Below are 13,129 nucleotides of genomic sequence, written 5' to 3'. Positions count from 1 at the left end.
GACACTTCGCAGGCGTTACTCACTAGCCTGACAGCGAACCTCCATATCGAAAGGGACGACATGAGCGAGCAGCACCCCGACGGTCCCGACCAGCGCCGTGAGCCGCCGTCCGAATCCCAGCCGCCTCCCCCGCCCGGTTGGGGCGGCCAGCAGCCCCCGGCTTCTCCGCCGCCCCCGGGCCAGACGCCTCCCCCACCACCCGGGCAGGCGGGTCAGCAGCCGCCCTACGGCCAGCCGTACGGCCAGCAGCCCGGTGGCCAGCCCTACGGACAGCAGCCAGGCGGCCAGCCCTACGGCCAGCAGCCCGGCGGCCAGCCCTACGGACAGCAGCCAGGCGGCCAGCCTTACAACCAGCAGCCCCCGTACGGCCAGCAGCCCCCGTACTACGCCGGGCAGGCGCCGCAGTACTCGCGCGAGGGCCAGCCCGCCGACCTCGGCGTCCGGTTCGTCGCGCGACTCATCGACTACGTCCTCCTCGGGATCGTCCTGGCGGTGATCAACACGATCCTCGTCGCGATCGCCTTCAGCGCAGCCTCGTCGTCCGGGCGCGGCTTCGGGATGTTCTCGACCGGGTGGCCGGGCATCGTCATGTCCCTGCTCGGGGCGGTCCTCGCCCTGGTCTACTTCACCCTCATGGAGTCGAACTCCGGCCAGACCGTCGGCAAGATGCTCCTCAAGCTCAGGACCGTCGGCCCGACCGGCGGCAACCCGACGCTCGAGCAGGCGGCCAAGCGCAACGCGTGGACGGCAATCGGCGTGCTCGGCGTCATCCCGTTCCTCGGCGACCTCGTCTCCGGCCTGCTGTCGCTGGTGGCGGTCATCGCCATCGCCGTGACGATCAGCAACAACACCGCCACCCGTCAGGGATGGCACGACACCTTCGCCGGTGGCACCCGGGTCGTCAGGACCGGCTGAGCAGCCGCTCCGCGAGGTCGAGGTCGGCGGACGTCGTGATCTTCAGCGCCGCGGGCTCCCCCGGCACGACGTAGACCTCGGCACCGAGCGCCTCCACGAGACCCGCGTCGTCCGAGACGGCGCGGGTCTCGTCGTCCGCGCGGTCGGCCCCGGCCCGGTGCGCCCGCTGGAGCAGCTCGCGGGAGAAGCCCTGGGGCGTCTGGACGGCACGCAGGGTCGACCGGTCGGGGGTCTCGACGACGAGCTCGCCGCCGTCGGGCAGCGACCGCACGCGCTTGACCGTGTCTGTCACGGGCACGCACGGCACGACGGCGCGCCTCCCGGAGTCCAGGGCGGCCACCACGCGCCGGACGAGCTCGGGGCCGGCGAGCGCCCGGGCCGCGTCGTGGACGAGGACGAGGTCACAGTCGCCGGCGACCTGGTCCACGGCGGCCAGGCCGGCGGCGACGGACGCCTGCCTGGTCGGCCCGCCGGCGACGACGAAAGCCGGGACGGTGCTGCCGGGCACCGTGCCACCGGGAAAGAGGTCAGTCAGCTGCCGGAGCTGCGCCGCCGGCGCCGTGACGACGACGGCGTCGACCACCCGCGAGTCGGCCAGTGCCCGGGCGGCGTGCACGACGAGAGGCGTCCCGCCGAGGGGGACGAGCGCCTTGGGCAGGTCGTGCCCGAGGCGGGTGCCGGAGCCGGCAGCCGTGAGGACCGCGGCGCAGTGCACGTGGGTCAGGAGGCGAGGACGTCGTCGAGCATCGCCTCGGCCTTGTCCTCCTCGGTGCGCTCGGCGAGAGCGAGCTCGGAGACGAGGATCTGGCGGGCCTTGGCAAGCATCCGCTTCTCACCGGCGGACAGGCCGCGGTCCTGGTCGCGGCGCGAGAGGTCGCGCACGACCTCCGCGACCTTGATGACGTCACCCGAGGCGATCTTCTCGACGTTCGCCTTGTACCGGCGCGACCAGTTCGTCGGCTCCTCGGTGTAGGGCGCGCGCAGCACCTCGAAGACCTTCTCCAGGCCCTCCTTGCCGACGACGTCACGCACGCCGACGAGGTCGACGTTGTCGGCCGGGACCTCGATCGTGAGGTCGCCCTGAGCGACGCGCAGCTTGAGGTAGAGCTTCTCCTCGCCCCTGATGACCTTCTTCGAGATCGCCTCGATGAGGGCGGCTCCGTGGTGTGGATAGACGACGGTCTCACCGACGGTGAAGGTCATGGTGGCATAACTCCTTGGTCGCGAGGAATACCCATTCTAGCACGCTGAAATGGCGATATTCCGCGGCTTCCGACGGGACGGGCGCCGTACCCGGGCGAGCAGACCCACCCTCGTGGGCCGCGCGGACACGGGCGCAGGCCCGGTAACCTGGGGCTGAACCGCCGACTAAGGAGACCCTCTTGGCCCGCCCGCACCGTCTGCTCCAGGCCGCCGCCGTGATCGGCGCCTCTACGCTCGTCGCCGGCTGCAGCTTCATGACGCCGATCCAGACCACGGAACCCTACGCGCCCGGAGACGGTGTCCGGGTGGAGATCTCCGACGACGTGCGGGTCGAGAACCTCATGGTCCTCGCGGACGAGGAGGGCGCGGAGGGCCAGGTCTTCGGCGCGCTCGTCAACGACAGCGTCGAGGAGGTCGCCATGAGTGTGACCATCGGGGACGGCGGCATCCAGATGTCGCTCGAACCCGGTCAGACCGTTCTCCTCGGACCCGAGGAGGTCGTGGTCATCCCGACGACGCCCGTCCCGCCCGGTGCCATGGCGGAGGCGCTCATCGAGACGGCTGGCTACGGGACGGTGTCGGCTCCCGTGCCCGTGCTGGGCGACGCGCTCCCGCCGTACGCGCCCTACGTCCCCTGACCGGACCTCGTCAGCCGGCGTCCGGTCCGCTGATCCGGTCGACGGCGTCCATCACGCGGGCGCGCAGGTCCGCGGAGATCGGCGCGGCGCCGGCGACGTCCGGTCGGGCGGCACGCTCCTGCCCCTCCTCGCTGGCGATGTAGCTGAGCAAGGCCTGCACGGCCTCCGCCTTCTCCGCGCTGTCGTAGCGCGTGCAGGCGAGGGTGTAGGAGACCAGGACGACCGGGTAGGCGCCAGGTGCGTCGGTCTCCCGGTCGAGGTCGAGGATCAGGCGGGTGTCACTCGCCCCGGGCGCGGGCGGGGACACGTCGACGACGGCGGCCGCGGCCTCCGGGGAGAAGGGCACGAACTCGTCCCCGACACCGACGGCGACCGTTCCCATCTCGGCGGTCACCTGCGAGGCGTCGACGTACCCGATGGTGCCCTCGGCCGCGGACAGCGTGGACACCACCCCGACGTTCTGCTGACCGGAGTGTGTGCCGCTGCGTGGCCAGGTCCCGTCGGGCTCGTAGGGCCACGCCTCCCCGCCCGCCTCGGCGAGGTACTCGGTGAAGTTCTCCGTCGTCCCGGAGTCGTCGGAGCGGTTGACGGGCACGACGTCCAGCGCGGGCAGGTCGACGCCGGGATTGGTCTCCGCGATCGCCGGGTCGTCCCAACGCTCGATGCGGCCGTCGAACATCGCGGCGATGGTCTCCGGCTGGAGCTTCAGGTGCTCGACGTCGAGCTCCGGCAGGTGGTAGGCGATCGCGATGGGCGAGATGTACAGCGGCAGCTCGACCACCTCGCCGGGGGCGCACCGCTCCCGGGCGAGAGCGAACTCCTCCTCGTCGAGGTGAGCGTCGGAGCCCGCGAAGTCGACCGCACCGGTCACGAACATCTCGCGTCCGGCGCCGGAGCCCACCGGGTCGTAGGACGCGAGGAGATCGGGGCGCAGGTCGTAGAGCCCGGCGAGCCAGGCCTGCATCGCGATCTCCTGCGCCGAGGATCCCGCACCCGCCACCGAGGCACTGTGTCCGCCACACGCTGCGACGGCGAGCGCGAGCGCCGCCGCGCCGGCCGCGATCCGTACCCCGTGCCTCGGCGTGCCCCTGCTCATCCCGTCCCCTGTCGCGTCGGTGGCCCGCGGCGGTGTCCAGCAGGCAGACGACAGGTTACGTGGTGTGACCCGCGGGCGGCGCCACGAGCTTGTAGCCGAGCCCACGCACGGTGAGGAGCATCTGCGGGTCGGAGGGCTCGCGCTCGATCTTCGCCCGGATGCGCTTGACGTGGACGTCCAGCGTCTTGGTGTCCCCGACGTAGTCGGCACCCCACACGCGGTCGATGAGCTGTCCCCGGGTGAGGACGTGGTCGACGTTGCGCATGAGGACCTCGAGCAGCTCGAACTCCCGCAGCGGTGTCCGGACGGGCTCGTCGTCGACGAACAGCTCGTGACGTCCGACGTCCATCCGCACGCGCCCGACCTCGAGCACCCCGGTGGTGTCCTCACCCACCGGCTCGTCGGCACCTCGGCGCAGGACGGCCCGTACCCGGGCGACGAGCTCCCGGTAGGAGTACGGCTTGGTCACGTAGTCGTCCGCGCCGAGCTCCAGCCCCAGCACCTTGTCGAACTCGTCGTCCTTCGCGGTGAGCATGATGACGGGGGTGTTGCCCTGCCGCCGCAGCTCGCGGCACACGTCGGTGCCGGACATCCCGGGGAGCATGAGGTCGAGCAGGACGAGGTCGGGGACCGAACGGTCGTAGGCGACGAGTGCGTCGCTGCCGTTGTCGACGGCCACGACCTCGTACCCGTCCCGCTCGAGCTGGTAGGTGAGCGGCTCGCGGTAGGACTCCTCGTCCTCGACCAGCAGGATCGTCGTCATGGCTGTGTTGCGGCTCCTGTCGTTGCGGTGGGGTCGATGGACGACGACGTCGTCGGCGGGTCGGCCAGCGGCAGGACGAGGGTGAAGGTCGAGCCGGCCCCGGGCTTGGACCACACCTCCGCCTCACCGCCGTGGTCGGCCGCGACGTGCTTGACGATGCTCAGACCGAGCCCGGTCCCCCCGGTCCGGCGGGCGCGGGCGGGGTCGCCCCGGTAGAAGCGTTCGAAGACCCGCTGCTGCTGCTCCGGGGAGAGCCCCTCGCCCTGGTCGACGACGGCGATGCGCACCTTGTCGCCGTCGCGGGCCACGCCGACGGAGACCCGGCTCAACGGGTCCGAGTGGCGCAGCGCGTTGTCGAGGAGGTTCCGCACGGCAGTCGTGAGGAGGTCGGCGTCGCCGAAGACGTGCAGGCCGTCCTGGCCGCCGACGGCGACCGTGATCCGGCGGGACTCCGCCTCGACCCGCACCCGGTCGGCGGCCTCCGCGACGACGTCGTCGAGGGCGACGAGCTCGGAGTCCACGAGGGCGTCGGGCTCCTGGAGGCGGGACAGGTCGATGATCTCCTGGACGAGCGCGGTCAGCCGACGCGACTCCCGCTTCATCTGCGCCGTGAAGCGGCGCACGGCCTCGGGGTCGTCCGCCGCGTCCGCGAGCGTCTCGCTGAGCAGGGCGAGCGCACCGACGGGGGTCTTGAGCTCGTGGGACACGTTGGCGACGAAGTCCCGGCGGACCTGGTCGAGGCGCCGGGCGGCGGTCTGGTCGTCGGCGACGACGAGGACCCGTCCCTCGCTCAGCGGCATCACGCGCAGCTGGAAGATGATCTCCCCGGCACCCGAGAGCGGCCCGCGCGGCAGGATGAGCTCGCGCTCGTGCGCCTGACCGTCCGCCCGCACCTTGGCGATGAGCTCGTTGACCGCCGCGGGGACCACCCGGTCGGCGCGGACCAGCCCGTAGCTGTAGGCGGAGGGGTTGGCCTGGAGGACCGAGCCGCCGGCATCGAGGAGGAGCACGGAGGAGCGCAGGGCGCGCAGCAGCTGCCGGGTGTCCTTGCTGACGCCGCCACCGTCCGGGGAGGCCGGGGCCTCGCGGCGTGCCCGCGCCGGGAGGAAGCCGCGCAGCAGGAACCCGACGGCGAGCCCGAGCAGGGCCGCGACGACAGCAGGCCAGATCCCGTCCACATGGCAGAGACTAAGCCCCTGCAGCGGGTGCCGAAGCACCCGGCCGACCAGGACTCCTGCCGTTCACCGGGGCGCCACCAATCGTTCACCGCCGCAGGGAACGCTACGGTTGGTTGACGACGAATGGGAGGACAGACGTGCGCGAGATCTTCATGCAGGAGCTGGCTCAGGTCGGTGACGACCTCCAGCGGATGAGCCGGCTCGTCATCGACGCGATCGAGAACGCCTCCACGGCGTTGCAGACCGCCGACCTCCAGCTCGCGGAGAGTGTCATCCGCGCCGACGAGGAGATCGACGAGATCGAGCGGAGCCTCGACGAGCAGTGCATCTCGCTCATCGCCCGGCAGGCGCCCGTGGCGACGGACCTCCGGGTCGTCATCGCGGCCCTGCGGATGTCCTCGACGATCGAGCGGATGGGCGACCTGGCGCGGCACATCGCCTACGTCGCGCGGGGCCGCTACCCCGAGGTCGCACCGGCCCCGGCGATGCGCGGGATCTTCGACGAGATGGGCACGGCAGCGACCAAGGTGGCTCACCAGGTCAACAAGCTGCTGGCGACGCGCGACCTCGAGCTCGCGGCGGGCGTGGAACGGGACGACGACACGCTCGACGCCCTCCACAAGCAGACCTTCACCATCCTCCTCGACCCCGAGGTCGAGATGACCAAGCAGCAGATGGTCGACGGTGTCCTCCTGGGCCGCTACTTCGAGCGGTTCGGTGACCACGGCGTCTCGGTCGCCCGGCGCACCAGCTACCTCGTCACCGGTGACCTCACGAACTCCGTGGCCCGGGACACCGACCCGCGCGACTGACCGCGCACAGACGAGAACGACGGGGGCCGGCGTATCGCCAGCCCCCGTCGTTCGTCCTGGCTGCTACTTGCCCTGGTTGGCGACCGCCGCGATCGCCGCTTCGGCGGCCGCGGGGTCGAGGTAGCGCCCACCGGGGGTGGTGGGCCGGAAGCTCTCGTCGAGCTCGTACAGCAGCGGGATGCCGGTCGGGACGTTGAGACCGGAGATGGTGTCGTCGTCGATGCCGTCGAGGTGCTTGATGATCGCGCGCAGCGAGTTGCCGTGCGCGGCCACGAGCACCGTCTTGCCCGCCTCGAGGTCGGGTACGACGTCGGACTCCCAGTACGGCAGGGCCCGCTCGAGGACGTCCTTGAGGCACTCGCTCGTCGGAATGGGCTCTCCCGCGTACCGAGGGTCGGTGTCCTGGGAGAACTCCGAGCCGAGCTCGATCGGGGGCGGCGGGACGTCGTAGGAGCGGCGCCAGAGCATGAACTGCTCCTCGCCGTACTCCTCGCGGATCTCCTTCTTGTTCTTGCCCTGGAGAGCGCCGTAGTGACGTTCGTTGAGCCGCCAGTGGCGCTTCACGGGAATCCAGTGACGCTCCGCCCGGTCAAGGGCGAGGTTCGCCGTCGAAATGGCGCGCCGCAGCAGCGAGGTGTGGACGACATCGGGTTCGATACCGGCGTCGACGAGAAGGTCACCACCGCGAGTGGCCTCCTCAATGCCCTTCTCCGACAGCGGGACGTCGACCCAGCCGGTGAAGAGGTTCTTGGCGTTCCATTCGCTCTCGCCGTGACGGAGCAGTACAAGCGTGTAGGTCATGCGGCCATTCTCTCTCATGAGGTGCGTGGGGGCTCGGGACGGACGGCCCGGCACGTCGGTCCGGGCCGTGGCCCCACTCAGTTCGCCTTGGCGTAGGCCTCGGTCACCTCGGCCGGGATCCGGCCCCGCTCGGAGACCGTGTAGCCGTTCTCGCGCGCCCACTCGCGGATCTTGGCCGCGTCACCGGCGCCGCCGGAGCGACCGCTCCCGCGGGTCCGGCGCGTGCCGCCACCGCCGGTCGCCTTGCGCCCACCGGCGCGGCGGGCGTGGCCGACCCAGGGTGCCAGCGCGTCGCGCAGCTTGGCCGCGTTGTCGGACGTGAGGTCGATCTCGTAGCTCACACCGTCCAGGCTGAACAGGACGGTCTCGTCCGCGGGGGAACCGTCGACGTCATCAATAAGAGTGACCATGACCTTCTGCACCATCTGATTCTCTTTCCCTGTGCGTGTCGGCCCCGCTGGGTTCAGCGAAGTTCGCTCCAACTATCCCATGGCGGAATAGCGGTGCGCACACACTAATTGTGGGATTCCGAATTGTCACGCTGCGCTACGGGTGAAGCCGACTGCTCGGCCAACTCGAACTCGCGAAAGGCGGCACGCTCGCGCCGATCGGCCTTGAGAATGGCGCGAAGAATGACGATGAAGAGTATTCCTACACCTATCGAAGGAAGCAGCGCCACGACGTAGTCCATGGGCCCATGGTACGTCGCGGGCGACGGCGGTACAGGATGGAGCCGCCTGTGGGAATCGAACCCACGACCTTCTCATTACGAGTGAGACGCTCTGCCGACTGAGCTAAGGCGGCGCGCCCCGCGCGGGGCAGCGCGGACCACTGTACCGGGGCGAGGCCCGCTGACCAAAGTCAGCAGACCAGGCCGTCCTCGGGCACCGTGCCGTCGAGGAGGTAGCCGTCGACGGCCTCGGTGATGCACTCACCGGCGCGCCCGTAGGCGGTGTGCCCCTCGCCCTCGTACGTCACCAGCACACCGGACTCCAGCTGCGCGGCGAGCGCCTCGGACCACTCGTACGGCGTCGCGGGGTCACCCGTGGTGCCGATGACCACGATGGGGTCCGCCCCTGCGGCGGTCACCGGTGCCCGCTCGACCGTCGGCTCGTGCGGCCACGCGTCGCACGTGACGTCACCGAAGGCGAGCGCGGGGCCGAACGTGGGAGAGATCTCCGCCAGCTCCTTGGCCTCGGCGCGCCAGGTCTCGAGGTCTCCCTCCACCGGGTAGTCGATGCAGTTGATGGCGATGTTCGCCTCGGTGGAGTTCGTCGCGTACGTCCCGTCCGGCTCACGCTCGGCGGACAGATCGGCGAGCAGGAGCAGCTGCGACCCGTCCTGCTGGTTGATCGCCGCGTCCAGGGCCGAGGTGAGCAGCATCCAGTACGCGTCGTCGTACAGCGGCATGATGATGCCGGAGAACATGAGTGGCGCCGTCAGCTCGCGGTCGGTGCCCGTCGGCAGCGGGGTGTGGGACGCGAGCTCGAGCAGCTGCTGCACCTGCCCCACCGCGGTGTCGACGTCCCCGGTGAGCGGGCACCCCGGCCCGGCGAGGCAGTCCTCGACGTAGACCCGCAACGCCCGCTCGAACCCGGCCGCCTGTCCGCGGACGATCTCGCCGGTTCCGAGCGAGGGGTCCATCGCGCCGTCGAGCACGAGCCGGCCGACGTTCTCGGGGAAGAGCTCGGCGTAGACGGCACCGAGGTGCGTGCCGTAGGAGTAGCCGAGGTAGTCCAGCCGCGGCTCCTCGAGCAGGTGGCGCACGACGTCCACGTCACGGGCCGCGCTGACGGTGTCGACGTGGGCGAGGAGGTCACCGGTGTTCTCGGCGCAGGCCGCGGCCAGCTCCTCGGCCGCGGAGGCGAACTCGGCCAGCCCCTCCGCGGTCTCGTCGTAGTCCTCCGCGCGGATGCGGTCGAGCTCGGCGTCGTCCACGCAGTCGACCGCGCTCGAGTCGTTGACGCCGCGCGGGTCGAAGCCGATGACGTCGAAGCCGTCGAGGAGCTCGGAGGAGAACAACAGCGAGGCGGACTCGACGAGCTGCACGCCCGAGCCGCCCGGCCCGCCCGGGTTGACGAGGAGCGAGCCGACGGGCTCCTCGACCCCGGCCGCGCGCCGCTTGACGGCGATGGTGATGGTCTCGCCGTCGGGCTCGGCGTAGTCCAGCGGGACGGTGACCTCGGTGCAGTCGAAGCCGTCGCCGCACTCCTCCCAGCGCAGGGACTGCTCGTAGAAGGTCGCGAGCTCGGCGGGCACCTCGGGCATGGGCTGCTCCGCGCGCGGGCTGCGCGACTCGGCCGCGACGGGCGGGTCGGTGGGGTCGTCGTCGGCGTCCTGCGCGGAGCAGGCGACGAGGGCGACGGTCGCGACGAGGCAGAGACTGGCGCGCAGGATCCGGGTCACTGGCGCCACTCTACAAGCGGGCCGCCGTGGCCTGCGGACGCAGCTCGACCATCATCGCCTCGACGGCGAGGAGCGGGGCGACGTTGGCCCCGAGCCGCGTGCGGGCGGTGGCGACGGCGTCCATCCGCCGCACCGTCTGCTCGGCGGTGGAGTCGGCGGCGAGCGTCCGCACCTCCCGCTCGAGGTCGCCGTTGACGAGCGGCACGTCGGCACGGAGCTGCAGCACGAGGACGTCCCGGTAGAGCGAGAGGAGGTCGACCATCGCGCGGTCGAGCACGTCGCGCTGGGCACGGGTGGCACGGCTCTTCTGGTTGTCCTCGAGCCGCTTGACCTGTGACCGGACGGCCGGTGGCAGGCGGGTCTCCCCCTCGGCGCCCAGCGTACGCAGCAGCTCGGCGCGCTCGGCCGCGTCCCGCTCCTCGGTGGCGGCACGCCCCTCGGCCTGCGCGAGCTCGACGAGGTCGGCCGCCGCGAGGACCGCGTCCCCCACGCCGCGGATGCGGCTCGGCACGGTGAGGATGGAGCGCCGCCGCTCCCGGGCCTCGGGGTCGGTCGCGAGCCGGCGGGCGACGCCCACGTGGCTCTGCGCGGCCCGGGCCGCCAGGAGGGCGATCCGCGGGTCGATCCCGTCGCGCCGCACGAGCAGCTCGGCGACGTCCTCGGCATCGGGGACGCGCAACGAGACCGTCCGGCACCGGGAGCGGATGGTCGGGATGAGGTCCTGTGGGCTGGGCGCGCACAGCAGCCACACCGTGCGCGGCGGCGGCTCCTCGATGGCCTTGAGCAGCACGTTGGAGGTGCGCTCGACCATGCGGTCGGCGTCTTCCATGAGCATGACCCGCCAGCGTCCCTGGGAGGGCGCCTGCTGCGCGTCCGAGACGATCGGGCGCATGTCCTCGATCTTGAAGCTCACCCGCTCGGTGGCGATGACCTGGAGGTCGGCGTGGGTGCCGCCCAGCGTCGTCGTACACCCGTGGCACCGCCCGCAGCCGATGTCGTCGGGGTCGGTGCAGGCCAGGGCGGCAGCGAAGGCCCGGGCGGCCACGGACCGCCCGGAGCCGGGCGGACCGGTGATCAGCCAGGCATGGGTCATCCCCGTGCCGGCCGACGCGCCGGAGCCACCGCGTGCGGCCTCGGCGGCGGCGCGCAGCACGGACACCGCCTGAGGCTGGCCGACGACGTCGTCCCACACGCTCATCGCACCGGCTCCAGGACGCGCGCGACGCTCTCGACGACGGCGCCGTGGACCACCTCCGGTGGCCGGCTCGCGTCGACGACGGCGTACCGCCCAGGCTCGGCCGAGGCCAGCGCGAGGAAGGTCGAGCGGACCTCCTCGTGGAAGTGGCTGGGCTCGCGCTCCAGGCGGTCCGGCGCGCCCGAGCGGCGTGCCGCTGCGGTCGCGGCGTCGACGTCCAGGACGACGGTGAGGGTCGGCAGCAGGCCGTCCGTCGCCCAGCGCGACAGGTCACGGACCTCGTCACGCCCGAGCCGGCGGCCAGCTCCCTGGTAGGCGATCGAGGAGTCGATGTACCGGTCGGTGACGACGACGGCGCCCCGGGCCAGCGCCGGGCGCACGAGGGTGGCGACGTGGTGGGCGCGGTCGGCCGCGTAGAGGAGCGCCTCCGTGCGGGGGTCGAGGTCCTCACCGTGGAGGACCTCGCGGCGCAGCGTCCGCCCGAGCTCGGTCCCGCCGGGCTCGCGGGTGACCACGACCTCCCGGCCACGCGCGACGAGCCAGTCGCGCAGCATCCGGGCCTGGGTGGTCTTCCCCGCGCCGTCACCGCCCTCGAGGGCGATGAACAGGGGCGCTGCGTCGGTGGTCACCGGCCCAGCCTAACGACGGCCCGGCGCCACCTCTGTCCTGCCTGTGGAGGTGTCACTCACCGGGGTAGACGACCCCGACCTGGCGGCGCACCTCGTCCATCGTCGTCATGACGGCGAGGGTGTCGTCCCAGCTCAGCGTGTCGGACTCGCGGCGGCCGTCGGCGACACAGCGCGCGACCTCTGCGGCCTCGTACTGGAACCCGCCCTCGTGCCGGGGACGGACGGTCGTCTGGATGTCGCCGCGGGTGACCGTGAAGGCCGTCGGGGCCCAGAAGGCGCCGTCGATCTCGATCGTCCCCTCGGTGCCGCTGATCGCGGCCCGGTTGGGAGTGCGGGCCCACAGCGTCGCGGAGCACACGGCGAGGGCGCGGCTGCCGTAGCGCAGCAGCACGGTCTCCTGCCCGTCGACGTCGGTCTCGGCGAGCGCCCCCGAGGCGAGCACCGAGTCGGGGGTGCCGAGGATGTCGTGGGCGAAGGAGATCGGGTAGACACCGAGGTCGAGGAGCGCACCACCGGCGAGGGCCGGGTTGAGCAGCCGCCCGGAGGGGTCACCGTCGAGGCGCTGCCCGTGGTCCGCCTGCAGGCTCACGACCTCCCCGATCGCCCCGCTGCGCACGAGGTGCCGGACGGCGACCATGTGGGGCAGGAAGCGGGTCCACATCGCCTCCATGACGAACACGCCCTGCTCACGGGCGGCCGTGAACACCTCCCGGGCCTCGGCGGCGCTGCGGGCGAAGGCCTTCTCGACGAGGACGTGTTTGCCGGCGGCGATGGCCAGCAGTGCGTGGTCGCGGTGCTCGCTGTGCGGCGTGGCGACGTACACCGCCTCGACGTCCTCGTCCGCGACGAGCTCGGCGTAGCTGCCGTGGGCGTGCGGGATCTCGTGGGCGTCGGCGAAGGCCTGCGCCCGCACCCGGTCACGCGAGCCGACGGCGACGACCTGCCCGCTGCTGTGGGCCGGGACCTGGCGTGCGAAGGACCGGGCGATCCCGCCGGCCCCGAGGATCCCCCAGCGCAGCGGCGGTGCCTCGAGCGGGTCCGGGGCGGTGGGCAGGTCGAGAGGCAGAGTCATGGTGGGCAGCCTAGCGACCGCGCCACGCAGTCCCGCGGTCCCGCGGTCCGCTCACGGTCGAGCGGCCCGGCGGGCTAGCGCCGGTCCGCGCGCAGGCTCTCGTGCCGGCGCTCGGGGTCAGCGACCGGCGTTCTGGTCACTCATCGGGTCGTAGCCGTAGCGCGCGGCCGGGCTGTCGGGGCCGATCGTCGAGGTGCCACCGAGCCGGTCGGTGCGGGCGCGCTGCTGCTGCGCCCGACGCTGGAGGAGCATGACGGCGCCGAGCTCGGCCGCCCCGACCGCCGCGATGACGGCGACCATCACCCCGAGAGACACGACCTCGGCGACCCACAGGAGGACCACCGCGACCATGGCGACACCGCTGACGGCGGCGATGACGATGAACTGCCTGGCCAGGGGCGCGGGACGGGACGGCTGCATC

Annotated in this window: 16 protein-coding genes and 1 tRNA gene; 3 read left to right on the top strand and 14 right to left on the bottom strand. The window is 72.1% G+C overall.

Annotated elements, in window-relative coordinates:
- The first annotated feature begins 60 nt into the window (after positions 1 to 60).
- Positions 61 to 915 (top strand): RDD family protein, encoded by an 855-nt coding sequence (locus tag VR894_RS05890; RefSeq protein ID WP_324650408.1) that lies wholly within the window; start codon positions 61 to 63, stop codon positions 913 to 915.
- Here the strand turns inward: VR894_RS05890 and ispD are convergent.
- Both ispD and VR894_RS05880 read right to left on the bottom strand, forming a co-directional pair.
- Positions 902 to 1,630, bottom strand: coding sequence for a 2-C-methyl-D-erythritol 4-phosphate cytidylyltransferase (ispD, locus tag VR894_RS05885; RefSeq protein WP_324650407.1), 729 nt, complete (start codon positions 1,628 to 1,630; stop codon positions 902 to 904). The two genes, VR894_RS05890 and ispD, sit on opposite strands and share 14 nt — an antisense overlap.
- Before the next feature lie 5 nt (positions 1,631 to 1,635).
- Complete coding sequence (locus VR894_RS05880) at positions 1,636 to 2,118, bottom strand: CarD family transcriptional regulator (protein ID WP_251305239.1); 483 nt, start codon at positions 2,116 to 2,118, stop codon at positions 1,636 to 1,638.
- 179 nt (positions 2,119 to 2,297) lie between these two features.
- Between VR894_RS05880 and VR894_RS05875 the strand changes: the two genes are divergently transcribed.
- The gene (locus VR894_RS05875) at positions 2,298 to 2,756 is read left to right on the top strand and encodes a hypothetical protein (protein ID WP_324650405.1); all 459 of its coding nucleotides are present in this window, start codon (positions 2,298 to 2,300) and stop codon (positions 2,754 to 2,756) included.
- Positions 2,757 to 2,766: 10 nt separating this feature from the next.
- Here the strand turns inward: VR894_RS05875 and VR894_RS05870 are convergent, their stop codons facing one another.
- The 3 genes from VR894_RS05870 to VR894_RS05860 are packed head-to-tail and all read right to left on the bottom strand — an operon-like array spanning position 2,767 to position 5,793.
- Positions 2,767 to 3,852, bottom strand: a complete 1,086-nt coding sequence (locus VR894_RS05870; RefSeq protein ID WP_324650404.1) for a phosphate ABC transporter substrate-binding protein PstS — start codon at positions 3,850 to 3,852, stop codon at positions 2,767 to 2,769.
- Between the two features lie 55 nt (positions 3,853 to 3,907).
- Entirely contained in the window at positions 3,908 to 4,615 is a 708-nt protein-coding gene (locus tag VR894_RS05865; protein WP_324650402.1) for a response regulator transcription factor, read from the bottom strand.
- The gene (locus VR894_RS05860; protein WP_324650401.1) at positions 4,612 to 5,793 is read right to left on the bottom strand and encodes a sensor histidine kinase; all 1,182 of its coding nucleotides are present in this window, start codon (positions 5,791 to 5,793) and stop codon (positions 4,612 to 4,614) included. The genes VR894_RS05865 and VR894_RS05860 overlap by 4 nt, the downstream gene beginning before the upstream one ends.
- A gap of 137 nt (positions 5,794 to 5,930) precedes the next feature.
- On the opposite strand from VR894_RS05860, the gene phoU reads away from it, so the two are divergent.
- Positions 5,931 to 6,605 carry a phosphate signaling complex protein PhoU gene (gene phoU / locus VR894_RS05855; protein WP_324650400.1) on the top strand — a complete coding sequence of 225 codons (675 nt, stop codon included), beginning with the start codon at positions 5,931 to 5,933 and terminating at the stop codon, positions 6,603 to 6,605.
- Between the two features lie 63 nt (positions 6,606 to 6,668).
- Here phoU and VR894_RS05850 read toward each other — a convergent pair whose 3' ends face one another.
- The 9 genes from VR894_RS05850 to VR894_RS05810 form a co-directional block, all read right to left on the bottom strand.
- Entirely contained in the window at positions 6,669 to 7,406 is a 738-nt protein-coding gene (locus tag VR894_RS05850; RefSeq protein WP_324650399.1) for a phosphoglyceromutase, read from the bottom strand.
- Positions 7,407 to 7,483: 77 nt separating this feature from the next.
- Positions 7,484 to 7,831, bottom strand: coding sequence for an Lsr2 family protein (locus VR894_RS05845; protein ID WP_324650398.1), 348 nt, complete (start codon positions 7,829 to 7,831; stop codon positions 7,484 to 7,486).
- Positions 7,832 to 7,920: 89 nt separating this feature from the next.
- Positions 7,921 to 8,097 (bottom strand): hypothetical protein, encoded by a 177-nt coding sequence (locus tag VR894_RS05840; RefSeq protein WP_324650397.1) that lies wholly within the window; start codon positions 8,095 to 8,097, stop codon positions 7,921 to 7,923.
- 37 nt (positions 8,098 to 8,134) lie between these two features.
- Positions 8,135 to 8,210, bottom strand: a tRNA-Thr gene (locus VR894_RS05835).
- 57 nt (positions 8,211 to 8,267) lie between these two features.
- On the bottom strand, positions 8,268 to 9,812 hold the full coding sequence (locus VR894_RS05830) for an alpha/beta hydrolase (protein WP_324650396.1): 1,545 nt from the start codon (positions 9,810 to 9,812) through the stop codon (positions 8,268 to 8,270).
- Positions 9,813 to 9,822: 10 nt separating this feature from the next.
- On the bottom strand, positions 9,823 to 11,010 hold the full coding sequence (locus VR894_RS05825) for a DNA polymerase III subunit delta' (RefSeq protein WP_324650395.1): 1,188 nt from the start codon (positions 11,008 to 11,010) through the stop codon (positions 9,823 to 9,825).
- A complete protein-coding gene (gene tmk / locus VR894_RS05820; RefSeq protein WP_324650394.1) occupies positions 11,007 to 11,636 on the bottom strand; it encodes a dTMP kinase in 630 nt (209 codons plus the stop codon). The genes VR894_RS05825 and tmk overlap by 4 nt, the downstream gene beginning before the upstream one ends.
- 52 nt (positions 11,637 to 11,688) lie before the next feature.
- On the bottom strand, positions 11,689 to 12,708 hold the full coding sequence (locus tag VR894_RS05815) for a Gfo/Idh/MocA family oxidoreductase (protein WP_324650393.1): 1,020 nt from the start codon (positions 12,706 to 12,708) through the stop codon (positions 11,689 to 11,691).
- A 117-nt stretch (positions 12,709 to 12,825) separates the two neighbouring features.
- Complete coding sequence (locus VR894_RS05810; RefSeq protein ID WP_324650392.1) at positions 12,826 to 13,128, bottom strand: hypothetical protein; 303 nt, start codon at positions 13,126 to 13,128, stop codon at positions 12,826 to 12,828.
- Position 13,129 lies beyond the last annotated feature (1 nt).

The sequence above is a fragment of the Georgenia sp. H159 genome (assembly GCF_035607575.1).
Lineage (GTDB): Bacteria > Actinomycetota > Actinomycetes > Actinomycetales > Actinomycetaceae > Oceanitalea.
Note: the sequence above shows the minus strand (reverse complement) of the source record. Positions and strands in the feature narration are given on the sequence as shown.

Coding starts and splice junctions, on each gene's coding strand:
- VR894_RS05890 (WP_324650408.1), top strand. CDS start 61: ATGAGCGAGCAGCACCCCGACGGTCCCGACCAGCGCCGTGAGCCGCCG.
- VR894_RS05880 (WP_251305239.1), bottom strand. CDS start 2,118: ATGACCTTCACCGTCGGTGAGACCGTCGTCTATCCACACCACGGAGCC.
- VR894_RS05870 (WP_324650404.1), bottom strand. CDS start 3,852: ATGAGCAGGGGCACGCCGAGGCACGGGGTACGGATCGCGGCCGGCGCG.
- VR894_RS05865 (WP_324650402.1), bottom strand. CDS start 4,615: ATGACGACGATCCTGCTGGTCGAGGACGAGGAGTCCTACCGCGAGCCG.
- VR894_RS05850 (WP_324650399.1), bottom strand. CDS start 7,406: ATGACCTACACGCTTGTACTGCTCCGTCACGGCGAGAGCGAATGGAAC.
- VR894_RS05845 (WP_324650398.1), bottom strand. CDS start 7,831: ATGGTGCAGAAGGTCATGGTCACTCTTATTGATGACGTCGACGGTTCC.
- VR894_RS05840 (WP_324650397.1), bottom strand. CDS start 8,097: ATGGACTACGTCGTGGCGCTGCTTCCTTCGATAGGTGTAGGAATACTC.
- VR894_RS05825 (WP_324650395.1), bottom strand. CDS start 11,010: ATGAGCGTGTGGGACGACGTCGTCGGCCAGCCTCAGGCGGTGTCCGTG.
- VR894_RS05815 (WP_324650393.1), bottom strand. CDS start 12,708: ATGACTCTGCCTCTCGACCTGCCCACCGCCCCGGACCCGCTCGAGGCA.
- VR894_RS05810 (WP_324650392.1), bottom strand. CDS start 13,128: ATGCAGCCGTCCCGTCCCGCGCCCCTGGCCAGGCAGTTCATCGTCATC.